This is a genomic window from Pseudomonas sp. TE3644 (genome assembly GCF_056278815.1).
The window spans coordinates 3,981,488-4,006,176 of sequence record NZ_JBWBQF010000001.1 but is presented as its reverse complement, the minus strand read 5'-3'; the positions used below and the strand labels follow the sequence as shown (position 1 = coordinate 4,006,176).

Below are 24,689 nucleotides of genomic sequence, written 5' to 3'. Positions count from 1 at the left end.
ATGGCCTATTTCAAATACCGGGCGCTGGACGCCGAGGGTGCCAGCCAGCAGGGCAGTGTGGAAGCGTCGGACCAGCAGGCGGCCGTGAGCCTGCTGCAGAAGCGTGGTTTGCTGGTGTTGCAGGTAGATGCCTTGGGCGGCCCGGGCCTGCGCCGGGCGCTGAACCGCGGCGCGTTGAATGGCGCGGCACTGGTCAGCTTCACCCAACAACTGGCCACCTTGCTGGGCGCCGGCCAGCCGCTGGAGCGCTCGCTGGGCATCCTGCTTAAACAAACCCATGAGCCTAAACCGCGCGCCCTGATCGAACGCATCCGCGAACAGGTCAAGGCCGGCAAGCCGCTGTCCCAGGCGCTGGAAGAAGAGGGCGGTCAGTTCTCCACGCTGTACATCAGCATGGTTCGTGCGGGCGAGGCGGGCGGTGCTTTGGAGAACACCCTGAGGCAACTCAGCGATTACCTCGAACGCAGCCAGACCCTGCGTGGCGAGGTGATCAACGCGCTGATCTACCCGGCGTTTCTGGTGGTCGGCGTGCTCGGCTCGCTGGCGTTGTTGCTGGCCTACGTGGTGCCGCAATTCGTGCCCATTTTCCGCGACCTCGGTGTGCCGATCCCGCTGATTACCCAAGTGATCCTGGCCATGGGCGAGTTCCTCAGCGCCTGGGGTTTGGTGGTGCTGGCCGCGATCATCGTATTGATCTGGGGCACGGCCATCGCCCTGCGCGACCCCGCCCGCCGCCAGCGCAACGACCTGCGCCTGCTGAAGATCAAAATCATCGGCCCGTTGCTGCAACGCATCGAAGCCGCCCGCCTGGCGCGCACGTTGGGCACCTTGCTGAGCAACGGCGTGGCGCTGTTGCAGGCGCTGTTGATTGTGCGCCAGGTGTGCAGCAACCGCGCGATCGTCGCTCAGGTCGAGCAGGCCACTGAATGGGTGAAAGGCGGCGGCACTCTGGCCACGGGGTTGAGTCAAGCACTCACGCCAGACTTTGGTGGGAGTGGGCTGGGTGGCAGCAGGTTTGGTGGGAGCGGGCTCTGCCCGCGAACGGCTCGACGCGGTGTGTCTGAAGAGTCGCGAGATGGCCTTCGCGGGCAGAGCCCGCTCCCACAAGACCGACTCCCACAAGACCTGCTTGCCCACGTCCCACTCTCACAAGGCCCTGGCAGACGAAACCAGCCACTGCTGCCCGAACTGGCCATCCAGATGATCGACGTCGGCGAACAGGCCGGCGAGCTGGACGGCATGCTGCTGAAAGTCGCCGATGTGTTCGACGTGGAAGCAAAGCGCGGCATCGACCGCATGCTCGCCGCCCTGGTACCCACGCTCACCGTGGTCATGGCCGTGATGGTCGCCGTGATCATGCTCGCCATCATGCTGCCGCTGATGAGCCTTACCAGTAACATTTAAAGGACAACACTCATGAAAACCATGAAGACGGCCCGCCGCCAGGGCGGTTTTACCTTGCTGGAAATGCTGGCGGTGATCGTGCTGCTGGGCATCGTCGCCACCATCGTCGTGCGTCAGGTCGGCGGCAACGTCGACAAGGGCAAGTACGGCGCTGGCAAGGCGCAACTGGCCAGCCTGAGCATGAAGATCGAGAGCTACGGCCTGGACATGGGCGCACCGCCCGCCAACCTCAATCAGCTGGTGACCAAGCCCTCGACGGCAGGTAACTGGGCCGGCCCATACGCCAAGCCCTCGGACCTGAAAGACCCGTTCGGCCACGCCTTCGGTTACCGCTTCCCGGGCGAGCACGGCAGCTTCGACCTGATCTTCTACGGTCAGGACGGCCAGCCAGGCGGCGAAGGTTACAACGCCGACCTGGGCAACTGGGAGTAAGCGCATGCGCCGCGCCCAGGGCTTTACCCTGCTGGAAATGCTCGTCGTCATCGTGCTGATCGGCGTCGCCGCAGGCCTGGTGGGCTACGGGCTGCAGCGCGGTTTGCACAGTGCGGGCGAGCGCAAGGCGGTGGTGCAGATGGTCGAGGCCCTGCGTGCCAGCCGTGTGCAGGCGATTGTCACCGGGCAACCGGCGCGTACCCGTTTCGACCTGCAAAGCCACCGTATCGAAGCCGCCGGCAAGGTGCACGCCTGGCCTGCGGACATGCAGGTGCAACTGCACACGGCCGCCGAACTGGGGCCGTCGTTCGAGTTCTACCCCGACGGCGGCGCCAGCGGCGGTCACTTGTTGCTGATCGACGGCCCCCAGCGCTGGCGCATCGACGTGTCGTGGCTGACCGGTGCGGTCAACCTGCAGGCGTTGCGATGAAGGCGCAGCAGGGTTTCACCTTGCTGGAAATGCTCGCTGCCCTGACGATTCTGGCGGTGTGCAGCGCCGTGCTGCTGATGGCTTTCGGGCAGGCGGCGCGTTCGCTCAAGCAGGTGCAGGCCAGCGACCGGCTGACGGCGGCCGGGCGTTCGATTCTCGACCAGCAGGCCGATGGCGACTTGCAACCGGGCAGCCGCGACGGCACCTGGGCCGGGAACATTCGTTGGCATCTGGATATTCGCCAGCTGCCGGTGGCTGCCAATCGGCTGCGCCTGATGCAGTTGGATCTGCGCGTGCGTGAAGACCGGCGCCAGGCGCATTTCGCCACGGTGAAAGTGCTGGGGGCGCAACGATGATGCGTCGCCAGGGCGGCTTCACGCTGCTGGAAATTCTGCTGGTGCTGAGCCTGCTGGGCGTGCTGCTGGCGTTGGTGGGCGGGGCGATCCTGGGCGCCAACCGCGCCGTGGCCAAGGCCCAGCATTACACCGAGCGGCTGGATGAGGTACGCGCTGCGCAAGACTTCATGCGCCGTGCGATCGCTCAGGCTTTGCCGCTGGATGACGGGCAGCAGCGTGTGTTCCTGGGCAGCGGCCAGGCCATGGCGTTCATGGCGCCACTGTCGGCCAACCTGGGCGGCGGGATTGTGTTGCACAACCTGACCTTGCACGGCCAGCGGCTGGAAGTGGCGCTGAGCCAGAACGGCCAGCCGTGGGGCGAGCCGCAAGTGTTGCTGCACCAAGTGCGCAGCCTGCAATTCAGCTACCGCGGCTATTCGCCCAAGGGCGAGTTGAGCGGCTGGCTGGCCAGCTGGCCGTGGCCCGGCCGATTGCCGCGCACGGTGCAGATCGACGCGCAGCTGGGCGGCCCGGTGCCGTGGACCGCTGAAAGCGTGACCCTGCGCCTGGACCTGTCGACGGTGGCGGGCCAATGAAACAGCAGAAAGGCGTGGCGTTGTTATTGGTGCTGTGGGTGCTGGCGCTGCTGAGCATTCTGCTGGGCGGCCTGGCCGGCTGGGTGCAGCTGGAAAGCCGCCAGGCCCTGTGGCAACGCCAGCACACCGAGGCGCTGCTGGCGGCCGAGGCGGGCATCAACCTGGCGGTGGTCAGCCTCACCGACCCGGCGCAACAGCGCGCCTGGGCCGCCGACGGCCGCCCCCATGCAATGCCCTTCGAGCGCGCCCAGGTGCAGGTCAGTGTGATCAGCGAGCGCGGCAAGCTGGACCTCAATGCCGCCAGCACCGATGACATCAGCCGCCTGATGCAGGCGTGCGGTGGCGCTCGCGGGTTGGCCGCCGCCCTGGATCAGCGCCGTGGCAACGGCCAGCCGCCGTTGCGGGTCGTTGAAGAGCTGCGCCAGTTGCCGGGCATGAATCAAACCGTATTCACCTGCGCCGCCCCTGAAGTCACCTTGTGGAGCGGCCAGGATCGCCCCGAACCGGCCTTCGCCTCACCGCTGCTGCGCCGGGTGCTGGGCCTGCCCAATCTGAAAAACACCGGCGGCGACCCCGGCCCCATTCTGACCCTCACCAGCGTCGCCCAATTGCCTGGCGGCTTCAGCGCAACGCTGGTGGTCACCCTGTTACTCAACCCGTCCACGGAGGGGGCCCGACCGTATCGGGTCCTGCATTGGCAAGAATGAACCTGAACACCTATTACGCCCAAGGGTGCGCCACCGTGCAGCGGCACTGGCGCGGCAGCAGCGCCCAGCGCCTGTGGCAGGCCTGGCATGCCGAGTTGCTGGCCCTGTTGCCGCCGCGTTGGCGCGCACGCCTGGCCGGCGGCGAGCCATTGCAGGTGCTGCACTGGCCGCTGGACGAACCTGCCGACCCCACGCCGCCGCGGGTGCTGGTGTTGCCGCGCAGCGAGGTGCTGGTGCAGACCCTGACCCTGCCTGCGGCGGCCGCTCGCGATCTGCACAACGTACTGGGTTTCGAGCTGGACAAGTACACCCCGTACCGCGCTGACCAGGTGAACTTCCATGCCCAGGTGCTGGGGCAGGGCGGCAGCACGATCAAGGTGCGCCTGGTGGTGATCCTGCGCGAGCGCCTGGAGCAGATCCTGGCCGCCTGCGCCGGCTTCACCCTGCAGGGCGTGGACGTGCGCGACGGCGAGCGTCTGGGCGTCGACCTGCTGCCCCAAGCCCTGCGGCCAAAAGCCCCCAAGGGCGGCCGCCTGAATCGCGGCCTGCTGCTGGCCTGCGCCGGGCTGTTGCTGACGGTGATGGTGCTGTGGCTGCAATCACGCGAAGCGCTGTTGATCGAAATGCAGGCGCAGGTTCGCGAGCAGCAAGCGCAGATCGGCCAACTGCAGCAGGTGCGCCAGACCCTGGCCAACACCCAGGGCGCGGCGCGCTATCTGATTCAGCGCAAGGCTGCGCAGCCGGCGCTGGCCAGTGTCATCGCCGACCTTAGCCAGTGCCTCCCCGACGGCACCTGGCTGGAACAACTGGAAGTGGACGACGGCGGCCAGGTGTCGCTGTCGGGCCAGAGCACCCGTGCCAGCGCGCTGATTGCCCTGCTGAAAAACTGCCACACCTTAGATGATCCGCAGTTCCAGGGGGTGATCCAGCCCGACAGCGACACCGGCAAGGATCATTTCAGTCTGCGCGCCCACCTGCATCAGGAGGCCGCCCATGGCTCGTCCGCTGACTGAACGTGAACGCCGCGGTGCGGCATTGATAGCCCTGGCCGTGGTGCTGGCCGGGCTGTATTGGCTGCTGGTGCAAAGCTGGTTCGCCGGGCCCTTGAGCGATGTGAATAGCCAGATCGAGCAACTGCGTGAACAGCAGCAACGCTACGCCGGGCAGTTGGCCCAGCGGCCGCTGCTGGAACAACAGTTGAGCGAAGCCCAGGACGATCCGGCCAGCAGCACCAGCCTGCTGCCCGGCAGCGACCCCAGCGCCGTAGCCGCCGACCTGATGCAGCGCATCGCCGACCTGATCAAGGCCAAGGGCACCCAGGGCGCCGGCTGTGCGCTGACCCAGCGCATGCCCATCACCCCCGAGCAGGACAGCGCCCAGCCGTACCGGCAGATCAAGGTCAGCCTGACGCTGGAGTGCGGCATCGAGCCGTTGATGACGCTGCTGCATACGCTGGAATTTCATCGGCCGTTTTTGTTCGTCGACAGCCTCAGCGTGCGTCGTGGCAACAGCGCGCCAGCCACCGGTGGCGCAGGGCGCTTGACCGTGCACCTGCTGGTGCGGGGCTACCTGGCCAAGCCAGGGCAGGAGGCGCCATGAAGATCACCGCTGTGTTGATCCTGTGCAGTGGCGCTTTGGCGGCCGTTGCCGTTGCCGTGGCCTGTGGTGTCGGTCGTTCGCCTGATTGGCTGCCGGCGGGGCCTGCGCGCCCGCTGCCCGACGCCCATGTCGCCGTCGTCGAACTGCCCGAGGTCAGCCTGGCCAGTCTCGACCCGGCCTGGCGCAAGCCGCTGTTCAGCCCCGACCGCGCCCCTGACCAGAGCACCCAGGGCCCCAGCGCCGACCTGGCCGGCCTGGTGCTGACCGGCGTGGTGGTCAACGAAGATTTGAAACTGGCCCTGCTGCGTGACGGCAGCGGTCATGCGCTGCGCGTCCATCAAGGCCAGGCCCTGCCCAATGGTTGGACGCTGCAACAGCTTTCCCCCCTGGAGGCGCAGTTCGCCTACCAGGGCCAAACCCGCAGCCTGCGCTTGCCGGCGCCGCGTCTTCCAGCCCCTTCACGCGCGGCCATGCTCACGCTGCCGCCGGTAACCGAACCTTGAAAACACTGCTCCCTGGAGTCACACCGTTGCGCACCCCCTTGCTCTGCCTGGCCACCGCCGTCGCCCTCGGCGGCTGTGCGACTGCACCCCACACCTTTGAGAACGACCCGGGCCTGATGCATGAAGCGCTCAATGGCACCGGCGACCAGCGTCAGCCTGTGGCCGATGTCGCGCCTGTGCAGCCTGCCAGCAACAATGCGGCGGTGATGCCCAAGCGTCAGATCATCAGCGGCAACCAGCGCTTCGTGCGCCCACCTGCGCCGGTCAAAAACGATGAGGAGCAGGGCAGTGGCGACATCGTCTTCAACTTCACCAACCAGCCCATCGAGGCGGTGATCAACACGGTGATGGGCGACCTGCTGCACGAGAACTACAGCATTGCCCAGGGCGTAACGGGCGACGTCAGCTTCTCCACCTCCAAACCGGTCAACAAAAAAGAAGCGCTGTCGATTCTGGAAACCCTGCTGTCCTGGACCAACAACGCCATGATTCTCCAGGGCAACCGCTACGTGATCCTGCCCGCCAGCCAGGCGGTGGCCGGCAAGCTGGTGCCGGAGATGACCGTGTCGCAGCCGTCCAACGGCCTGTCGGCGCGGCTGTACCCGCTCAAGTACATCTCGGCCACCGAGATGCAGAAACTGCTCAAGCCCTTCGCCCGGGATAATGCCTTCCTGCTGGTGGACCCGTCGCGCAACGTGTTGAGCATGTCCGGCACGCCCGAAGAGCTGGCCAACTACCAGGACACCATCGACACCTTCGACGTGGATTGGCTCAAGGGCATGTCCATCGGCGTCTACGGTTTGCAACGCGCTTCGGTGGCCGAGCTGATGCCGCAACTGCAGAAAATGTTTGGCCCGGACAGCGGCATGCCGTTGGCCGGCATGGTCAAGTTTTTGCCCAACGAGCGCACCAATTCGGTGGTGGCTATCTCCGCCCAGCCCGAGTACCTGCGCGAGGTCGGCGACTGGATCAGGACCATCGACGAAGGCGGCGGCAACGAGCCGCAGATGTACGTGTACGACGTGCGCAACATGAAGGCCACGGACCTGGCCAAGTACCTGCGGCAGATCTATGGCAACGGGCAGATCAAGGATGACACGGCGGCCAAGGTGGCGCCGGGGCTGCGTACTACCACGCTGTCGTCGCTCAACGGCAGCAACAGCTCGGGCATCGGCAGCACGGGGATGACGACCACCGGTACTCAGGGCTTGAGCAGCGGCAATTCGCTGAACAACAACTCCATGCAGAACGCTGACGATGACAGTGATGAGGGGGCGGACGACAGCAGCGGTGCTACCGCCACCGGCGGTCAGCAGAAGAGCCTGGACGACAGCACCCGCATCACCGCGCAGAAGGCCAGCAACCAGCTGCTGGTGCGCACCCGCCCGGCACAGTGGAAAGAGATCGAGTCGGCCATCAAGCGCCTCGACAACCCGCCCATGCAGGTGCAGATCGAGACGCGCATCCTGGAAGTGAAGCTCAGCGGCGAGCTGGACCTGGGTGTGCAGTGGTACCTGGGCAAGCTGGCGGGCAATTCCTCCAGTACCACCGTGGCCAACACCAAGGGCAGCCAAGGTGCGTTGGGCAGCGGCGGGGCAGGATTGGGGTCCACTGATACGGCGTTCTACTCCTTCGTCAGCAGCAATTTCCAGGTGGCGTTGCATGCACTGGAAACCAATGGCCGCACCCAGGTGCTGTCGGCGCCGTCGCTGGTGGTGATGAACAACCAGCAGGCGCAGATTCAGGTGGGCGACAACATTCCGATCAGCCAGACCACGGTGAACACCAGCACCTCGGACACTACCCTGAGCAGCGTTGAATATGTGCAGACCGGCGTGATCCTCGACGTGACCCCGCGTATCAACCCGGGTGGCCTGGTGTACCTGGACGTGCAACAGCAGGTCAGCGATGCGGACACCAGCAGTGAGACCAGCACCCAGACCAATCCGAACATCTCCACTCGCTCCGTCTCCACGCAAGTGGCGGTACAGAGTGGCCAGACCGTGCTGTTGGGTGGCTTGATCAAACAGGACAACAGCGAAACGGCGTCCAGCGTGCCGTACCTGGGCCGTATCCCGGGCTTGCGCTGGTTGTTCGGCAGCACCACCAAATCCAAGGACCGCACCGAGTTGCTGGTGCTGATCACCCCACGGGTGGTCACCAGCAACAGCCAGGCTCGGCAGGTGACGGATGATTACCGCCAGCAGATGCAGCTGATCAAACCGTAAAGCCGCTTTCGGTGGGTTGGCTTTTGGCTTTGGGCACCTCTACTGGCCTCATCGCGAGCAAGCTTTGCTCCCACAGTGTGAACTCGATTTTAGCGTTTCACCTGTGGGAGCAAAGCTTGCTCGCGATGGCAACGACGCGGTAGTGCTGGCGGACCGCGTCGGCTGTATCGCGGCCAAGGCCGGCTCCTACAGTGCCAATGCAAACCACGATGTGAGCCTTGGCACTGTGGGAGCAAAGCTTGCTCGCGATGGCAACGACGCGGTAGTGCTGGCGGACCGCGTCGGCTGTATCGCGGCCAAGGCCGGCTCCTACAGTGCCAATGCAAACCACGATGTGAGCCTTGGCATTGTGGGAGCAAAGCTTGCTCGCGATGGCAACGACGCGGTAGTGCTGGCGGACCGCGTCGGCTGTATCGCGGCCAAGGCCGGCTCCTACAGTGCCAATGCAAACAACGATGTGAGCCTTGGCACTGTGGGAGCAAAGCTTGCTCGCGATGGCAACGACGCGGTAGTGCTGGCGGACCGAGTCGGCTGTATCGCGGCCAAGGCCGGCTCCTACAGTCGCGATGCAGTTTGCTACAGCGGGGTATCAATCATCCGCTGCACCTTGTGCACCAGGTCACTGATCTGGAACGGCTTGATCACCATGTCCATCCGCTCGCCGAGGAAATCCTGGCGGCTGACAGCACTCTCGGCGTAGCCGGTCATGAATAGCACCGGCAATTCGGCGCGATAGCGACGGGCGACGTCGGCCAGGTCGCGGCCGCTCATGTGCGGCAGGCCCACGTCGGTCAGCAACAGGTCGATGCTGGGGTCGCTTTGCAGCAAGGCCACGGCGTGCTGCACATCATCGGCCTGGGTGCAGCGGTAGCCGTTGTCGATCAGTACTTCGGTGACGAACAGGCGCACGGCCAACATGTCCTCCACCACCAGAATGTGTTCGCCATTGCCCGGCCGTGAAGGCTGCAGTGGCAGGCTGTCGTGGCTGTCAGCCACAACGCCGGCAGGCAGCAGCAGGCTGACTTCGGTGCCATGGCCCACCACGCTGCGGATGCGCGCGTCACCGCCCGACTGGCGGGCGAAGCCGTAGATGGTCGACAGCCCAAGGCCGGTGCCCTGGCCCAGGGGCTTGGTGGTGAAGAAGGGGTCGAAGACCTTGCCGATCACGCCATGCTCGATGCCCACGCCATCGTCCTGCACGCTGAGCACCACGTAGTTGCCGTCGGCCAGTTTGAGGTCGCCGTGGGAATGGGCGGCGAAGGTGCTGACGCGGATGTGGCCGCCGTTGGGCAGGGCATCGCGGGCGTTGATCACCAGGTTCAGCACCGCGCTTTCCAGCTGGATGGGGTCGACCAGAGCGATGGCTGCCTTGCTGGTCAGCTCCAGCGTCAGCTGGATATGTTCGCCGATGGTGCGGCGCAACAGGTCTTCCAGCGACAGGATGTGCTCGTTGACGTCGGTGGGCCGGGTGTCCAGCGGTTGCTGGCGGGCGAAGGCCAGCAGCCGGTGGGTGAGCGAAGCAGCGCTGGTGGCCGAGCCCAATGCGGCGTCGGTGTAGCGCTGCACGGCGTCGGTGCGGCCTTCGCTGACGCGTTTCTTGATCAGCTCAAGGCCGGTGATGATGCCGGTCAGCAGGTTGTTGAAGTCGTGGGCGATGCCGCCGGTGAGCTTGCCCAATGCGTCCATTTTCTGCGCCTGCAGCAGTTGCGCTTCGGTGCGCGCGCGTTCGGCCACCTCGCGGGCCAGTTGGTCGTTGGCGCTGTCCAGTTGCTGGCGGTGGGAGCGCTCGCGCTGGCGGTGCTCGGTCACGTCTTCCACGAACACCAGGCTGTGGCCGGGCGTGCGGTAGGGCGAGATCTGCCATTCAGTCTCACGCAACTGGCCGTCCACCAGCATGTTCAGGGTGCCGCGCCAGCGTTCGCCGATGGCCAGGCGCAGGCGCAGTTCGGCCAGCACATGGTCCTGTTCGGGGGCAAAGCATTCCAGCAATTGCTCGCTGTTGCGATTGTCCTGGATCAGGTCGGTGAAGGCCTGGTTGCATTCCACCACTTCCAGGGTGGCATCCATCACCGCGATGGGCGCGGAAATGTTGACGAAAATCTCGCGAAAGCGCGCCTCGCTTTCGCGCAGGGCATGCTCGGTGTCACGCACCCGCAACAGGGTGCGCAGGGTAGCCAGCAGTACATCCGGGTCCACCGGGTGGATCAGGTAGGCATCGGCGCCGTTGTCCAGGCCGGTGATGATGTCGCCGGTCTGGATCGAGGCGGCCGACACGTGAATCACCGGCAGCAGCGCGGTGCGCGGCTCGGCGCGCAACTGGCGGACGATGTCGAAGCCGCTCATGTCCGGCAGGTTGACGTCCAGGATCAGCGCGTCGAAGGTCTGGCCCGCAATCAGCGCCAGGCCTTCGGTGCCGGTGCCGGCCTCCAGGATGCGATAGCCGTGGCGCTCCAGGCGACGGCGCAGGGCGTAGCGGGTGGCAGCGTTGTCATCGACGATCAGCAGGCAACAATCAGCCTTCATCGGGAGTGTCCTGGGCCATGGCCAATGGGATGATCACGTAAAACGTGGAACCGACGCCGGGCTCGCTCTGCACCCCCACGCGGCCGCCCAGCAGCGCGGCAAAGCGCTTGCACAGCGACAGGCCCAGGCCGGTGCCGCGCAGGCGTTTCTGCAGGGGCGAGTCGACCTGGCTGAAGTCTTCGAACAGCGCGTCGTGCATCTCGGCGGGTATGCCGATGCCGGTGTCGGTGACCGCGAAACGGATCTCGCGGTCGTTTTCCAGGCTGGCCGACACGCTGACGTGGCCGCGCTGGGTGAACTTCAGCGAGTTGGAGATGAAGTTGCGCAGGATCTGCGCCAGCTTCTTGTCGTCGCTGTACAGCCGCGGCAGGCCCACCGGCTCTTCGAACACCAGGTCCACGGCGCTGGCATCGACGATGGGCCGGAACATGCCGCGCAGGGCCGAGAACAGGTCGAACATGTCGAACCAGGCCGGCGAGATGGTAATCCGCCCGGCCTCGATCTTGGCCAGGTCCAGCAGGTCGTCGACCATGTCGCTGAGCTCACGCGCGGCGCCGCTGACGAAGGCCACCTGTTTGTGTTGCTCAGGGCTCAAGGGGCCGTCGAGCTCGTCGGTGAGCAGGCTGGCGATGCTGAGGATCGAGCCCAGTGGCGTGCGGAATTCGTGGCTCATGTACGACAAAAAGCGGCTCTTGAGGTCCGAGGCCTGGCGCAGCGCTTCGGCCTGGTTGTCGAGTTCGGCGTACAGGGCCAGTACGCCCTGGTTGGTTTCTTCCAGCTCCACCCGCAGGGCCTCGGCCTCGCTTTCCAATTGCGCCAGGCGCGCGGCCTGGGCGTTGGCGGCCAGGGAGGTGAGGTCAGGCATGGGGCATCTCCAGGTCTAGGACCAGCACGGTGACGTCATCACGGCCGCGACAGAAATCGCGATGCAGCACCGTGGCGACAACGGCTGGGTGGCGAAATAACAGGCCCGGGTAATCGTGCAGATTCCAGCGCGATTGCAGGCCATCGCTGTAAAGGATCAGGCGCTGACCGCTGACCTGAGCATAGTCGAAGCTTTGCGCCTTGCGGTACTGGCCGCCGACGATACCGGGGTGAGAGGCCAGCCCGCGGCTGCGCTCGGGCCCCAGCAGGCTGGCGCCGATGTTGCCGATGCCCAGGAAGTCCAGGCGGTCGGCGGCCGGGTTGAACTGCACCAGGGCCACGGCGCCGCCGCGGCTGCCGGTCATGGCCTGGTGCAGGTCTTCCAGCAACGGCACCGGGCTGGCAAACGGCGCCAGGGCAAAGGCGCGCACGCCGGCACGGGCCGCGCGTTCGGCTTCCTCACCGTGGCCCAGGCCGTCGATGACCACGACACTGATGCCCTGCTCACTGACATTGACCTGGAAGGCGTCGCCGCACGCCGGGTCGTTGTGCAGCGAGTGCTGGGTGACGCCCACGGCAATGTCCGGGGCCTTGTCACCCCGGCGGAAAAACCGCGCCAGCAGCACCGCGCCACGGGCATCGGCGTGCACATCGAACACCTCGGCCATGCGCGCGATAGCGCCCAGGCCGATGCCCTGGGTGCCGCCGGTGGAATAACCGTCCGCCAGGCAGGCGTGCACGTCGAAGCCCTGGCCACGGTCCACCGCAATCGCTTCCAGCCCCTGGCCGCCGGGGCGGGGCAGGGGACGCAAGTGCAGTTCGCCGTGGCTGGCATGCTTGAGGATGTTGCTGCACAGCTCGGTCACCACCAGGGCCACGCGGCCCGCGTCGGCCTCGTCGAAACCCAGGCCCTCGGCCAGCTTTTGCGCGGTGCGCCGGGCGTGGCCGATCTGGCTGCTGTCTTCGATCAATAATACTTGAGTGATCGAACTCGGGAAGGTCAGGTCCATCGTGTGATGGTCACCCGTGTGCCTTGCCCGGGGGCAGTGTCCAGCTCGAAGTCGTCCACCAGGCGCTTGGCACCGGTCAATCCCAGCCCCAGGCCGCTGCCCGAGGTCCAGCCGTCGGTCATCGCCAGCTTGATGTCGGGTATGCCCGGGCCTTCGTCGCGGAACACCAGGCGCAAACCGGTGCGATGGTTTTCCTCGACGATTTCCCAGTCCATGTCGCCGCCACCGCCGTAGACCATGGTGTTGCGCGCCAGCTCGCTGACCGCTGTCACCAGCTTGGTCAGGTCGATCAGGCGCATGCCGCAGTCCTGGGCCAGTTTGCGCGCGGTCTGGCGGGCCAGCACCACGTCCTGCTCAATGCGTACCGGTTGGGTGCCGCTGCTGAGCTGGGTCATTGTTGGTCCACTCGTTCGCGCAGCAGTTTCATGCCGCGCTCCACATTGAGGGCAGTGCTCACGCCGGGCAGGGTCAGGCCCAGTTCCACCAGGGTGATGGCCACGGCAGGCTGCATGCCCACCAGCACGGTCTCGGCGTCCATGATGCGCGACAGGCCCGAGATGGTGCCGATCATGCGGCCAATGAAGGAGTCGACGATGTCCAGCGCCGAGATATCGATCAGCACGCCGCGCGCCGAGGTGCGGCTGATGCGTTCGGACAGATCGTCTTGCAGGGTCAGGGCCAGCTGGTCATGCATGTCGACCTGGATGGTCACCAGCAAAAAGCCGCCCATTTGCAGAATCGGGATGCGCTCCATACGCTCACACCGCCTTGCTGACGGTCATGCCCAGGCGGCGCAGGGCCAGGGCCAGGGCGTCGGCCAGGTTGGCCTTGGTGACCACGCCTTGCAGGTCCAGGCCCAGGTGCACGATGGTCTGGGCGATTTGCGGGCGCACGCCGCTGATGATGCAGTCGGCGCCCATCAGGCGGATGGCGGTGACGGTCTTGAGCAGGTGCTGGGCCACCAGGGTGTCGACGGTGGGCACACCGGTAATGTCGATGATGGCGATTTCCGAGCCGGTGTCGACGATGCGTTGCAGTAGCGATTCCATCACCACCTGGGTGCGCTGGCTGTCCAGGGTGCCGATCATGGGCAGGGCGAGCACGCCTTCCCACAGCTTGACCACGGGGGTGGACAGCTCCAGCAGTTCTTCCTGCTGGCGCTTGATCACTGCCTCGCGGGATTTCTGGAAGGTGCGAATGGTGTGCATGGCCAGGCCGTCGAGCAGCTGCGAGATTTCCCAGGTCTGCTCGGCGAGGGTGGCGGGGTTGTCCTCGTATTCGCGTTGCAGCAGGGTGAACAGCGGGCTTTTCAGCGAGAAGATGAAAGCGGCGGTCTGCTGCGAGTCCTGGCCGGCCATGGCGCGGCTGTGGGACAGCTTTTCGAGGAACTGGCGGGCCGCTTCCCAGTTGGCGCCGTTCAGGTTCTTGGAATCACCATTTTGCGAACCGCTGACCACCAGGGTGAGGAACTCGGCGCATTGCTGGCGCACGTCCTGGTCCTTGAGATTGCGGGTGGCGCCGCTGGCTTCCAGCTCGGTGGCCCACTGGGTCAGCAGCTCAGTGTGAGCCTTGTTCAGTGCGTCGAGGGTACGTTGCTGCAATGCTGCCATGTCCATGTGCTCCAGAATGGTTTTTTTCTGTTCGATGCCGCGTTGTCGCGCCGCACTGATTATTAGTCAAACAGTGACAGTTTGGGTGTGATTTAGTTGTGGGGCAGGCAGATATTTTCGGGGGTGGGAGTGCAATCGTGTTTGTGGGACCGGGCGTAGCTCGGGAAGGGGCAGGGGAGAAAGACCGAGTTGTTCAATTCCCGAGCTTCGCCCGGTCCCACAGGGGGGAGGCTGCTACGGGAAGCGGCGCGGGCCTGAAGGGCTCAGGCCCGCGCGCTGGGGTCACGCCAGTTCGGACTTGATCATGGCGATCTTGGTGTTGATGTCCTGCTGGGCCACCTGGGCCTTTTCCTTGGTCAACTCGGCCACTTTCTTGTCGACGTCGGCTTTCTGTTCCGGCGTCATGGCGTCGTATTCTTCCTGGCTCACGCCGGTCAATTGCTGACGGGCTTTCTCGGCGTCGCTCTGGCTCATGTAGTCAGAAAACTCCTGACTGGCCGAGGTGGCAAGGCTGGTGCTGGTGTCCGACAGGTCGGATGCCGCAATGGCCACGCTGGCCGAGTTGGACTGCGAGTCCTTGCTGGCGGCCGTGGTGGTGCTGGTGCCGCTGTTATCAGCCGCTGCCACGGCCGAAGCCACCGATGCCGTGGCCGCCTGGGTGGCGGTGGCATCGTCGACGGTGCTGGCCATTGCCGCCTTCAGGTTGACCATCATCTTGGCAAAGGCTTCGTCGAACGACGAGGTGTCGCTGCTGGACGACGATGCGTCGGTGCTGGTCGAGGTCGCAGCCACCGGCGAGGCCGAGGTGGCAACCGTGGTGTATTGATCCGGCTGCTGCGACGTCAGCGACGCGACGGCCGGGGTGATGGTTGACGCAGTGGTGCGGGTGGTGCTGTTGGTACTGTTGATGATCACCGTTCACCTCCTGTTGAGTGTAGGTGGTGGGGTTTTGCAGCAAAATGGGTGCCAGGGGTGGTGGGGGAGGGTTTGGGGCCGGGAATACGGGGGTGGAGGATTGGTGGGCGGGTTGGGGGCAGGGGCGGGGCGGCAGAAACTCGCCGCTGGGTGTCAGGGTTTGCCGGGTGTAGCCGCTCAAGCTTCATCCATTTATTCAGAGCGGGCAGACAAGGCGTCGCCGATCCACCAGGCGATGCGCCGCCTGCGCGGCGCGACGCAGCTTGGCGGCAGCGGCTACAGAGGCAGGGCACACATTGTGGGTGTTGCAGTGCTTTTCGATTCACGCGGTGTCATGCCTGGCAAACAAAGGCGGACCAGGTGATGCCCCAGACATAACTGGCCCGAAACAGATGTAGGAGCCGAGCTTGCTCGCGATGCGCCGCGCGGGCGGCGCGCGATCTCGAGAGCGCCATCAAACCCTCGACATGCACCCCCAGCAAACACCGCGGCCCGTAGCCGCTGCCGCCAGGCTGCGCTGGCCCCGTGCCTCGCTGGAGATTTTCAGTGAACGGGAGGGCCAGCGCAGCCTGACGGCAGCGGCTACGGAACCGCGTTGTGGCTGCCAGGGGGCCGCCGAGGATTTTGTGGCGGTCTTGAGATCGAGCGCCGCCCGCGCGGCGCATCGCGAGCAAGCTCGGCTCCTACACTGGTTGCAACGCGCCATGGCCTGACACACCGGGGTTTTAGCCTTGGGTGTATGGCTCAAGTTCTGTGTTGAGTCGATTATTACGCTTTATGAAACAGTGCTTTACGAAAATGTAACCGGATTTTTCTTGCGATGATGGCCTTTTCGTATAGCATCGCGACACTCTGCCGCACGTACCCGTGCGCCAGCTGGCTGGAAGCCAACCTGACACCCCAAGGACGACCTGCCCGGCCCCCCGTGCAGGTTTTTTTTGGCCTGTGTCTGAAACCGGTTTCAGAGCCGATAAAACAGAGCCCGCGCGGCCGTGCCTTGCCTGACCAGGAAGCCCCACATGCACACCCTTGAACCCGATCCGTCACAACCCACCGGCTGGCATGCGCCGCTCAAGCGTCGCACGCTGCTGACCGCCTTCGCCGTGGCCGCCGTGCAGGCTGGCCTGGCCAGTACCGTGGGCTGGTCGCCGCTGGCCCTGGCCGATGGGCCGGACGTCGATGCCCAGGGCTTTTTCACGGTGTCGCAGGTGCTGACCGGCTACGACGACCTGGACCCGCTGATCGCCGGGCGCATCGCCCGCGCCCTGATCGCCCAGCAACCGGGCATGACCGCGTCCCTGGCCACGCTGAGCAAGCTGGCCGCCGTGCCGGCCAACCGCGACAGCGCCGAGGCGTTGCTGGCGGCGGCCAAGGCTGTGAATGAAGGCGACGCCGCGCTGGCCCTGGTGGCGGCCTGGTTCAAGGGCACCGTGGGCCACGGCCAGCAAGCGGTGCTGATCACTTACAAGGATGCGCTGATGTACCGCCCCGCCAGTGACGGTTTGATCGTGCCCACCTATTGCGGCAATGGCCCACTGTGGTGGACCGCTGCAGTACCCGATGCCAGTGCATCCATCTATGGCCCGAGGAATGCCGCATGAGAAAGCCCGTATTTGACGCCAATGGCGATGTGACCGCAGACGTGGTCGTGGTAGGTTCCGGCGTGGCCGGGGCGTTGATCGCCAATCAGCTGGTGGCCGAAGGGCACTCGGTGCTGATCCTGGAAGCGGGCCTGCGCATCCAGCGTGCCCAGGCCGTGGAGAACTGGCGCAACATGCCGTTCGACAACCGCATCGGCTCCGACTTCCAAGGGCTGTACCCGCAGGCCGAGCACGCGCCGGCGCCGCTGTACTTCCCCAAGAACAATTACGTGGGCCTCAGCGGGCCCAGCGGCAGCAGCTTCCAGCAAGGCTATTTGCGCACCCTGGGCGGCACCACCTGGCACTGGGCGGCGTCGTGCTGGCGCCACTTGCCGGTGGACATGCGCATGCAGTCCGAATACGGCGTGGGTCGCGACTGGCCCATCAGCTATGACGAGCTAGAACCCTATTACTGCCGCGCCGAAGAAGCCATGGGCGTGGCCGGGCCCAGCGACCCGGACATGCAGAGCCCGCGCGAGCGCAGCCAGCCATACCCCATGGACATGGTGCCGTGGGGCTACGGCGACAAGCGTTTCGCCGAGGTGGTCAACGCCCACGGCTACAAGCACATCCCCATCCCTCAGGGCCGCAGCACGCGCCCGTGGAAGGGCCGGCCAACCTGCTGTGGCAACAACAACTGCCAACCGATCTGCCCGATCGGCGCCATGTACAACGCTATCCACACCATCGAGGAAGCCGAGCGCAATGGCGCCCTGGCGCTGACCGAAGCGGTGGTCTACAAGATCGACACCGACGAGGGCAATCGCGTCACGGCCGTGCACTGGTTGAGCCCCGATGGCACGTCGCACAAGGCCAGCGGCAAGGTCTTCGCCCTGGCCTGCAACGCCCTGGAAACCCCGCGCCTGTTGCTGCTGGCGGCGAATGAGCGCAACCCCCACGGCATTGCCAACTCCTCCGACCAGGTGGGGCGCAACATGATGGACCACTCCGGTTTCCACTGCTCGTTCATCGCCAACGAGCCGCTGTGGATCGGCCGTGGCCCGGCCCAGAGCAGCTGCATCGTCGGCCCGCGTGACGGCGAGTTCCGCGCCAAGTACTCGGCCAACAAGATGATCCTCAACAACATCACCCAGGTTGCCAAGGCCACCGAACAAGCCCTGGCCCTGGGCCTGGTGGGCAAGGCGCTGGAAGCCGAGATCCGCCGTCGTTCCACCCATGGGGTCGACCTGTCGATCAGCCTGGAGCCGTTGCCCGACCCCAACAACCGCCTGACCCTGAGCACCACCCGCAGGGACCCGCACGGCCTGGCCTGCCCGGACATCCACTACGACGTCGGTGACTACGTACGCAAGGGCGCGGAAGCGGCGCATGCGCAGCTGGAGCACATCGGCAGCCTGTTCGGCGCCACCGAGTTCAACATCACCACCAGCCTCAACGCCAACAACCACATCATGGGCGGCACCATCATGGGCAAAGACCCGCGCGACTCGGTGGTAAACGGCGACTGCCGCACCCACGACCACGCCAACCTGTGGCTGCCGGGCGGCGGCGCCATGGCCTCGGCCAGTGTCGTCAACACCACCCTGACCATGGCGGCGCTGGCGATCAAGGCCGCCGACGACATGAGCAAAGCACTGGCGCGGGGTTGAGCGAATGACCTTCTCGATCAAAGCCCACCTGCTGGTGGCACTGCTGGCGGCAACGGGCGCAGCCCATGCCGAAGAAACCGTGCCCGCGCCTGCGGTCACGCCCGTGGGCGGCGTGCTGTCCCAGGAAGAACAGGGCCGCCGCCTGGCGGTAGCCGGCGACTGCATGGCCTGCCATACCGTGCCCGACAGCGGTAAATCCTTTGCCGGCGGTTATGCGATCAACTCGCCGTTCGGGTCGATCTACTCCACCAACATCACCCCGTCGAAAACCGCCGGTATCGGCCACTACACCGAGGCGCAGTTCGCCCACGCGGTGCGTGACGGCGTGCGCGCCGACGGCAGCTACCTGTACCCAGCCATGCCGTACACCTCGTACGTGCACATGAGCGACAGTGACGTGGCGGCGCTGTATGCCTATTTCATGCACGCGGTGCAGCCGGTGGACACCCCGGCGCCGACCACGGCGCTGAACTTCCCGTTCAACATTCGGCTGTCCATGGCCGGCTGGAACCTGCTGTTCCTCGACAGCCGCACCGCCACGCCGGCGTCCATGCCCACCCCGGAACTGGTGCGCGGCGAGTACCTGACTAACACCCTGGAACACTGCGGCGCCTGCCACACCCCGCGTAACCCGCTGATGGCCGAGATCAAGGACAAGGCCCTGAGTGGCGGCATGGTGGGGCCGTGGTTTGCGCCCAACATCACCTCCGACAAGGTCAGCGGTATTGGCGGCTGGAGCAACGATGAGCTGGTGCAGTACCTGCGCACCGGCCACGCCGAGGGCAAGAACCAGGCGGCGGGCGGCATGGCGGAAGCGGTGCAGAACAGCCTGCAGTTTTTGCCGGACAGTGACCTGGCAGCCATTGCCGCTTACCTGAAAAGCACCGCCCCCGTGCGCAGCGAAGGTGAAGTACGCCCCGCCTACGAATACGGCGCCCAGCACAGCGGCGAAGACCAGGTGCGCGGCATGGCCCCGTCCAACGCCCACGACAGCGTGAAGACCGGCGCGCAGCTGTACAGCGGCTACTGCGCCAGCTGTCACCAGCCGGGCGGGCAGGGCAGTGCCAACCAGGCGTACCCCTCGCTGTTCCACAACACCGCGACGGGCATGGCCAACTCGGCCAACCTGGTGGCGGCGATTCTGTACGGGGTGGACCGCCAGGAGGCGGGGCATCATGTGCTGATGCCGCGGTTTGATGAGGTGAGCTATGTGGCGCAGTTGGACGATCAGCAGATTGCCGACATTGCCAACTACGTGCTGCGCAATTTCGGCAATCCGTCCCACCCGATCACCGCACATGATGTGAGGGTGGCGCGGCAGGGCGGGGAGAAGCCGTTGCTGGCGGTGGTGCAGCCTTACATCATTCCGGCAATGGGCGTGGGGGTGCTGATGCTGTTGGGGTTGATATTCCTCTGGCGCCGCCGCCGCTAACCTGTAGCAGCTGCCGCCAGGCGGCGTCCGGCCCCGCCACGGTGTCAGTCCCCTGCGCGGTGCCCTTGACGCGGCCTTGCGGCCGCTGCTACAGGTGAGCGTGGCCTGCTGATGGAATGACACCGTGGACTACTTCGCCGCACTCACCGCCTTCGTCGAGGCCGCCGACGGCAACAACTTCAGCCGCGCCGCCGAGCGCCTGAATATCAAGGCCTCGACGGTGTCGCGCTACATCAAGGAACTGGAGCACGACCTGGGCATCGCCCTGTTCAACCGCTCCACCCGCACTTTGCATTTGACCGAGGGTGGCCAGACCTTCCTGCACCACGCCCGCCGCGTATTGGCGGAACTGGAGCAGGCGCGCGCCGCCACCTCCGCGCTCAACCAACAACCGCGCGGCCTGCTGAAGGTCAGCGTGCCACCGGCCTTCTCCCGCCACCATGTGCTGCCGTGGCTGGGCGACTTCCTGCAAACCTACCCGGACATCCGCGTCGAGCTGGTGCTGGATGAGGCACGGGTCAACCTGATCGACGCCGGCATGGACCTGGCGATTCGCATCGGCACCTTGCCCGACTCTGGCCTCAAGGCGCGCAGGATCGCTGATCAGCAGTGGATGCTGTGCGCGGCCAGGGATTTTGCCAATCTCCCGAAGGGTCCGGACGCGCTGAGTAACTACCCGGCGATACTGGGCAGCAGCGATGAAGTGGTGCTGCGCAAGGGTGACCAGCAAGTGACGGTCACCCTGCAAGGCGCGCTACGCCTCAACGATCTCGATGCCCAGCGCCTGGCCGCCGAGCAGGGCCTGGGTGTGGCCCTGCTGCCGCGGTGGCTGGCCGCCGACGGCCTGCGCAGCGGCCGCCTGCAACGCTGGCTGCCAGACTGGGACATCCCCGGCGGCGAGGCGGCGCTGTGGTTTGTCTACCCGCCCAAGCGCATCGTGTCGTCGAAGGTGCGCAGCTTTATCGACTTCATGCTCGAACGCATCGGCACGCCGCCCTACTGGCTTAACTGAAGCGGATGTCCAGGGCGCGCAGGTGGGTTTGCAGGCCGGCATCCTGGATCGGGATCAGGTAGGCCTCGCGGTCCGACTCGTTGTAGTGCGCGTGCCAGTAGCCGGGTGGGGTGACGAAGGCCAGGCCAGGGGTCCAGTCCACCCGGGTGGGGTTGCGGATCTGCCCGTGTTCGTCCAGTTCAGTGCCCACAAGGGTGTAGCAACCGGCGGGCGCGTCGATGATGAAGTCCAGGGCGATGGACTGATGGCGGTGGGGCTTTTGCACCGAGCCTGGCGGCAGTATCCCGTACATGGCCCACAGCACGTGGGTGACGGTGCGGGTCTGCGGAAAATGCCGGTTACCCAGCAGGATGCTGATGCGGCTGCGGTCCTGGGCGCGCGGGTCGTCGGCGGCTTCGCGCAGCTTGGCGTTGGCGACTTGGGCGGGGTACAGGGTAGCGCTGAAGCGGTCCTCGGCGGGCCGGACGCCCAGGTAGCGCAGCAAGGGCTCGTCGTGCACGTAGTAGAAGCGCGCGTCGGTGCTGGCGGTCAAGTGCGTGGCCTGCAGGCCGGGCAGGGCGATGAAGCAGCCCGGGTGCCAGTCGAAGCGCTGTTCGCCCTGTCGCAGGTGGCCGGTGCCGGCGATCACGTAAAGCACCTGTGACGTGGCGTTGGGCGCCAGTTGCAGGGAGTCGCCGGCGTTCAGGCGAATGAAGTTGGCGCACAGGCCGGGGCCGGTGGCGGGGCCTTCGCAGCCCAGGGCGTGGCTGAGGTCCAGGGGCACCACCCGCGATTCGCCATCCGCGCACAGGGCGGCGGGGAAGCTCTGGTAGGGAATGCGGCTGATCAGGTTGGCGCTGATGGGGTTGGCGGCCTTGCTGTACTCGAAGTACTCGGCGTCCAGGGTGGCATCGGGCTTGACGGCGCTGTTCATGGGGAAGGCTCTTGTTGTGGGGGATGGGCCCACTATACGAACGGGCGCGGCACCGATTAACCACCCGGGCGGCACAGCAGTTATGCGAAAAACGGCAGTTCCTTGCCCATTGGGGTAAGCCTTGTAGCCGCTGCCGCCAGGCGGCGCTGGCCGGTGTGAACCCTGCACATTTTCAGCGTGGTTCAGGGCCAGCGCAGCCTGGCGGCAGCGGCTACGGGGTGTTCAGGCCTTCCAGGCCGAGCCGCGGATCACCTCGCAGAAGTTGCCGCGCACAAAGCGCGGGTCCTTGTCCGCCAGCACGTCGGCCTTGACGTTGCCGAAGGTGCTTTCGGGCTTGTGCTGGATGCCGTCATAGAACGCCTGAATGATGTCTTCCTTGAACTGTGCGCTGCGCGGGTGGGCGCTGACGATGGCCTCGCGCTCGGCGTCGCTGTACTGCGGGTAGGTCAGGCCCAGCACGTCCATCTCCACGCCGGCAGTCACCAGCGCCACCACCGGGTGCATGTGCTGCGGGATGCCCGGTGTGGTGTGCAGGGCGATGGCGGTCCACACGGTGTCGATGTCGTGCGGGTTGACGCTGTGGCCCTTGAGGAAGTCGCGGGCGGCGTTGGCACCGTCGACTTCGAAGCGCTCGCAAGCGCTGCTGCAGCGGTGGGTCAGGCCCATGTCGTGGAACATGCAGCCGGCGTACAGCAGCTCGGCGTCGTACTTCAGCCCGCGCTTCTGCCCGGCCAGCGCGGCGAAATAGTAGACGCGGCTGGAGTGGTGAAACAGCAGGTCGGTGGTGGTGTCGCGCACCAGTTCGGTGATTTCCCGGGCCATGGCGGTGTCGGGGATGCGGATGCTGTCGAGGCTGAAGGTCATGGGGTGTCTCCGGGGGCTTGAGGGGGTAAAGCCAGTATCAGCTCGTCGGTGTCTGTCCTCAATTGGCGTAATACGTCATATACTGCCATTTCCCTTCTGCAGCGGACGTGACCATGACACCCGTACGCACCATCGCCGTGGTGGCCTTGCCCAACGTGCAGTTGCTCGACGTCAGCGGCCCGCTGGACGTGTTCGCCGAAGCCAACCGCGAGGCTGGGCGTGAGCGCTACCGGCTGATGCTGGTGGGCTGTGGCAGTGGCCCGGTGACCAGTTCGTCGGGCACCCGGCTGTTGCCCGAGGCCACCACCGATCAGCCCCTGACCGGCATCGACACCTTGCTGGTGGCGGGTGCGCCCAGCGCGCCCCACGCCCACTTCAGCCAGGCGCTGTTGGACTGGCTGCGGGTGCACGCGCCCCAGTCTCGGCGCTTCGGCTCGGTGTGCACCGGGGCCTTCGCCCTGGCGGCGGCGGGATTATTGGATGGTCGGCGGGTGACCACCCACTGGGTGGCCGCCGACACCCTGGCCCAGCGCTACCCGCAGGTGCAGGTGGACGCCGACGCCATTCACGTGCGCGACGGCAAGCTGCGCACGGCGGCCGGGGTGACGGCCGGGCTGGACCTGGCACTGGCCCTGGTGGAAGAGGACCTGGGCCAGGATATCGCCCGGCGCGTGGCCAGCCAGCTGGTGATGTTCTTCAAGCGCCCGGGTGGGCAATTGCAGTTCAGCCGCAAGGGCGAGTCGCTGCCCACGGGCCGTTCGGCGTTGCAGCAAGTGCAGCGCTATGTGGCGGCGCATCCGGGGGAGGATCACAGCATCAAGGCGCTGGCCGAACGTGCCGGGCTGAGCCCGCGGCATTTCGCCCGGCTGTTTCATCAGGAAGTGGGCGAGACGCCGGCCACCTGGGTGGAGCAGGCCCGCGTGCAGGCGGCGCGCGAGCGGCTGGAGCGGGGCCATGAAACGCCCAAGCAGGTGGCGGCCCAGTGCGGCTTTGCCAATGCCGATACCTTGCGCCGCGCGTTCAGCAAGGCCATGGGCGTAAGCCCCGCCGAATACCGCAAGCGCTTCGCCGTGCGCGACTGACCCCAGTAGCCGCTGCCGAAGGCTGCGCTGGCCCCATGCCTCGCTGGAAATCTCCAGGGTTTACATGGGCCAGCGCAGCCTGGCGGCAGCGACTACAGGCTGCAAGAATTTTGTGCGATGGGCGGCGCCAGCCTATGATGACCCACTGCGCGCGCTGATCGACAGTGAACCTCTGCTGGCCGGCAAGGCCGAAGTCACTGTCCCTTACACCACCGCTGCCTACTGCGCAGTGAAAACGGAGACTCCATGATCAAACGAATGGCCCTTGCGTTGCTGCTGGTGTCGGGCCTGGCCCACGGCGCCGACCCTGTTCTGCAAACCGACCTGCCGCTCAGCTACCTGGAACAGGCCCCGGCGGTGACCCGCGACAAGCCGCTGGTGATCTTCCTTCACGGTTACGGCAGTAACGAAAGCGACCTGTTCCAGCTGCGCGACCAGTTGCCCGACGGCGATACCTACCTGTCGGTTCGCGCCCCGCAGACGCTGGAGGCGGGCAGCTACCAGTGGTTCCACAAACAGGGCGACGGGGCTTACGACGGCGTTACCGCAGACCTGGCCAGCAGCCGGCAGACCCTGCACGACTTCATCGCCAAGGCCATTGCCAAATACCACACCGATAAGTCGAAGGTGGTGCTGGTGGGCTTCAGCCAGGGCGCGATCATGAGTTATGAGCTGGGCTTGCGTGAGCCGCAGTCGATTCGTGGGATTGCGGTGTTGAGTGGCAAGATCTTGCCGGTGCTGCACAGCGAACTGAAGCCGAGCCCCGCGTTGGGCTCGCTGGCGATCTTCATTGGCCATGGGGTGGATGATCAGCGTTTGCCGTTCGCCGATGCCAGCGAGGCGCAGCGGATTCTCCATGAGCTGGGACTGACCCCGGACTTTCATGCGTATGCGGATTTGGGGCATTCGATCAGCAAGACTGAGATCGAGGACCTCAGCGCCTGGTTGGGCGACGTACTGGCGCCCAATTCATAACCTGT

General features: G+C 65.8%; 25 protein-coding genes. 16 read left to right on the top strand and 9 right to left on the bottom strand.

Annotated elements, in window-relative coordinates; genetic code table 11:
* The 10 genes from ACZ9GA_RS17595 to gspD are packed head-to-tail and all read left to right on the top strand — an operon-like array spanning position 1 to position 8,234.
* Positions 1-1,404, top strand: a complete 1,404-nt coding sequence (locus tag ACZ9GA_RS17595) for a type II secretion system F family protein (protein ID WP_457361488.1) — start codon at positions 1-3, stop codon at positions 1,402-1,404.
* Positions 1,405-1,425: 21 nt separating this feature from the next.
* Positions 1,426-1,836 (top strand): type II secretion system major pseudopilin GspG, encoded by a 411-nt coding sequence (gspG, locus tag ACZ9GA_RS17590; RefSeq protein WP_457363699.1) that lies wholly within the window; start codon positions 1,426-1,428, stop codon positions 1,834-1,836.
* A 4-nt stretch (positions 1,837-1,840) separates the two neighbouring features.
* Positions 1,841-2,266, top strand: a complete 426-nt coding sequence (locus ACZ9GA_RS17585; RefSeq protein ID WP_457361489.1) for a pilus assembly FimT family protein — start codon at positions 1,841-1,843, stop codon at positions 2,264-2,266.
* Positions 2,263-2,622: a type II secretion system protein gene (locus ACZ9GA_RS17580; RefSeq protein WP_457361490.1), complete on the top strand. Its 360-nt coding sequence runs from the start codon at positions 2,263-2,265 to the stop codon at positions 2,620-2,622. The genes ACZ9GA_RS17585 and ACZ9GA_RS17580 overlap by 4 nt, the downstream gene beginning before the upstream one ends.
* A complete protein-coding gene (locus tag ACZ9GA_RS17575) occupies positions 2,619-3,197 on the top strand; it encodes a prepilin-type N-terminal cleavage/methylation domain-containing protein (RefSeq protein ID WP_457361491.1) in 579 nt (192 codons plus the stop codon). The genes ACZ9GA_RS17580 and ACZ9GA_RS17575 overlap by 4 nt, the downstream gene beginning before the upstream one ends.
* Positions 3,194-3,904, top strand: a complete 711-nt coding sequence (locus ACZ9GA_RS17570; RefSeq protein ID WP_457361492.1) for a type II secretion system minor pseudopilin GspK — start codon at positions 3,194-3,196, stop codon at positions 3,902-3,904. The genes ACZ9GA_RS17575 and ACZ9GA_RS17570 overlap by 4 nt, the downstream gene beginning before the upstream one ends.
* Complete coding sequence (locus ACZ9GA_RS17565; RefSeq protein WP_457361493.1) at positions 3,901-4,917, top strand: PilN domain-containing protein; 1,017 nt, start codon at positions 3,901-3,903, stop codon at positions 4,915-4,917. Before ACZ9GA_RS17570 ends, ACZ9GA_RS17565 begins: the two co-directional genes overlap by 4 nt.
* Positions 4,898-5,503, top strand: coding sequence for a type II secretion system protein GspM (gspM, locus tag ACZ9GA_RS17560; RefSeq protein ID WP_457361494.1), 606 nt, complete (start codon positions 4,898-4,900; stop codon positions 5,501-5,503). The genes ACZ9GA_RS17565 and gspM overlap by 20 nt, the downstream gene beginning before the upstream one ends.
* Positions 5,500-6,006, top strand: a complete 507-nt coding sequence (locus ACZ9GA_RS17555; protein ID WP_457361495.1) for a hypothetical protein — start codon at positions 5,500-5,502, stop codon at positions 6,004-6,006. The genes gspM and ACZ9GA_RS17555 overlap by 4 nt, the downstream gene beginning before the upstream one ends.
* On the top strand, positions 6,003-8,234 hold the full coding sequence (gspD, locus tag ACZ9GA_RS17550; RefSeq protein WP_457361496.1) for a type II secretion system secretin GspD: 2,232 nt from the start codon (positions 6,003-6,005) through the stop codon (positions 8,232-8,234). The genes ACZ9GA_RS17555 and gspD overlap by 4 nt, the downstream gene beginning before the upstream one ends.
* Positions 8,235-8,810: 576 nt before the next feature.
* Here the strand turns inward: gspD and ACZ9GA_RS17545 are convergent.
* From ACZ9GA_RS17545 to ACZ9GA_RS17515, 7 genes are all read right to left on the bottom strand, one after another.
* On the bottom strand, positions 8,811-10,757 hold the full coding sequence (locus ACZ9GA_RS17545) for a response regulator (RefSeq protein WP_457361497.1): 1,947 nt from the start codon (positions 10,755-10,757) through the stop codon (positions 8,811-8,813).
* Positions 10,747-11,622, bottom strand: coding sequence for a sensor histidine kinase (locus ACZ9GA_RS17540; RefSeq protein ID WP_457361498.1), 876 nt, complete (start codon positions 11,620-11,622; stop codon positions 10,747-10,749). Before ACZ9GA_RS17540 ends, ACZ9GA_RS17545 begins: the two co-directional genes overlap by 11 nt.
* Positions 11,615-12,631 carry an ATP-binding protein gene (locus tag ACZ9GA_RS17535; protein ID WP_457361499.1) on the bottom strand — a complete coding sequence of 339 codons (1,017 nt, stop codon included), beginning with the start codon at positions 12,629-12,631 and terminating at the stop codon, positions 11,615-11,617. Before ACZ9GA_RS17535 ends, ACZ9GA_RS17540 begins: the two co-directional genes overlap by 8 nt.
* Positions 12,622-13,026: an anti-sigma regulatory factor gene (locus tag ACZ9GA_RS17530; protein WP_455926489.1), complete on the bottom strand. Its 405-nt coding sequence runs from the start codon at positions 13,024-13,026 to the stop codon at positions 12,622-12,624. The genes ACZ9GA_RS17535 and ACZ9GA_RS17530 overlap by 10 nt, the downstream gene beginning before the upstream one ends.
* On the bottom strand, positions 13,023-13,385 hold the full coding sequence (locus tag ACZ9GA_RS17525; protein WP_027978245.1) for an STAS domain-containing protein: 363 nt from the start codon (positions 13,383-13,385) through the stop codon (positions 13,023-13,025). Before ACZ9GA_RS17525 ends, ACZ9GA_RS17530 begins: the two co-directional genes overlap by 4 nt.
* A 4-nt stretch (positions 13,386-13,389) precedes the next feature.
* Entirely contained in the window at positions 13,390-14,241 is an 852-nt protein-coding gene (locus tag ACZ9GA_RS17520; protein ID WP_457361500.1) for an STAS domain-containing protein, read from the bottom strand.
* Positions 14,242-14,523: 282 nt separating this feature from the next.
* Positions 14,524-15,156: a hypothetical protein gene (locus ACZ9GA_RS17515; protein ID WP_457361501.1), complete on the bottom strand. Its 633-nt coding sequence runs from the start codon at positions 15,154-15,156 to the stop codon at positions 14,524-14,526.
* A gap of 1,019 nt (positions 15,157-16,175) precedes the next feature.
* Here ACZ9GA_RS17515 and ACZ9GA_RS17510 point away from each other — a divergent pair.
* The 4 genes from ACZ9GA_RS17510 (at position 16,176) to ACZ9GA_RS17495 (ending at position 20,850) form a co-directional block, all read left to right on the top strand.
* Positions 16,176-16,757, top strand: a complete 582-nt coding sequence (locus tag ACZ9GA_RS17510) for a sugar dehydrogenase complex small subunit (RefSeq protein ID WP_457361502.1) — start codon at positions 16,176-16,178, stop codon at positions 16,755-16,757.
* Positions 16,754-18,406 (top strand): GMC family oxidoreductase, encoded by a 1,653-nt coding sequence (locus ACZ9GA_RS17505; RefSeq protein ID WP_457361503.1) that lies wholly within the window; start codon positions 16,754-16,756, stop codon positions 18,404-18,406. Before ACZ9GA_RS17510 ends, ACZ9GA_RS17505 begins: the two co-directional genes overlap by 4 nt.
* Before the next feature lie 4 nt (positions 18,407-18,410).
* Positions 18,411-19,838 carry a c-type cytochrome gene (locus ACZ9GA_RS17500; protein ID WP_457361504.1) on the top strand — a complete coding sequence of 476 codons (1,428 nt, stop codon included), beginning with the start codon at positions 18,411-18,413 and terminating at the stop codon, positions 19,836-19,838.
* Positions 19,839-19,962: 124 nt separating this feature from the next.
* Positions 19,963-20,850 (top strand): LysR family transcriptional regulator, encoded by an 888-nt coding sequence (locus ACZ9GA_RS17495; protein WP_457361505.1) that lies wholly within the window; start codon positions 19,963-19,965, stop codon positions 20,848-20,850.
* On the opposite strand, the gene ACZ9GA_RS17490 is transcribed toward ACZ9GA_RS17495, so the two are convergent.
* Together ACZ9GA_RS17490 and ACZ9GA_RS17485 are read right to left on the bottom strand one after the other, a co-directional pair.
* Complete coding sequence (locus ACZ9GA_RS17490) at positions 20,843-21,763, bottom strand: cupin domain-containing protein (protein WP_457361506.1); 921 nt, start codon at positions 21,761-21,763, stop codon at positions 20,843-20,845. The two genes, ACZ9GA_RS17495 and ACZ9GA_RS17490, sit on opposite strands and share 8 nt — an antisense overlap.
* A gap of 222 nt (positions 21,764-21,985) precedes the next feature.
* Positions 21,986-22,627: an HD domain-containing protein gene (locus ACZ9GA_RS17485; protein ID WP_455925704.1), complete on the bottom strand. Its 642-nt coding sequence runs from the start codon at positions 22,625-22,627 to the stop codon at positions 21,986-21,988.
* Between the two features lie 113 nt (positions 22,628-22,740).
* Between ACZ9GA_RS17485 and ACZ9GA_RS17480 the strand changes: the two genes are divergently transcribed.
* A complete protein-coding gene (locus ACZ9GA_RS17480; RefSeq protein WP_457361507.1) occupies positions 22,741-23,709 on the top strand; it encodes a GlxA family transcriptional regulator in 969 nt (322 codons plus the stop codon).
* A 246-nt stretch (positions 23,710-23,955) separates the two neighbouring features.
* Positions 23,956-24,684 carry an alpha/beta hydrolase gene (locus tag ACZ9GA_RS17475; protein WP_457361508.1) on the top strand — a complete coding sequence of 243 codons (729 nt, stop codon included), beginning with the start codon at positions 23,956-23,958 and terminating at the stop codon, positions 24,682-24,684.
* Positions 24,685-24,689: the final 5 nt, after the last annotated feature.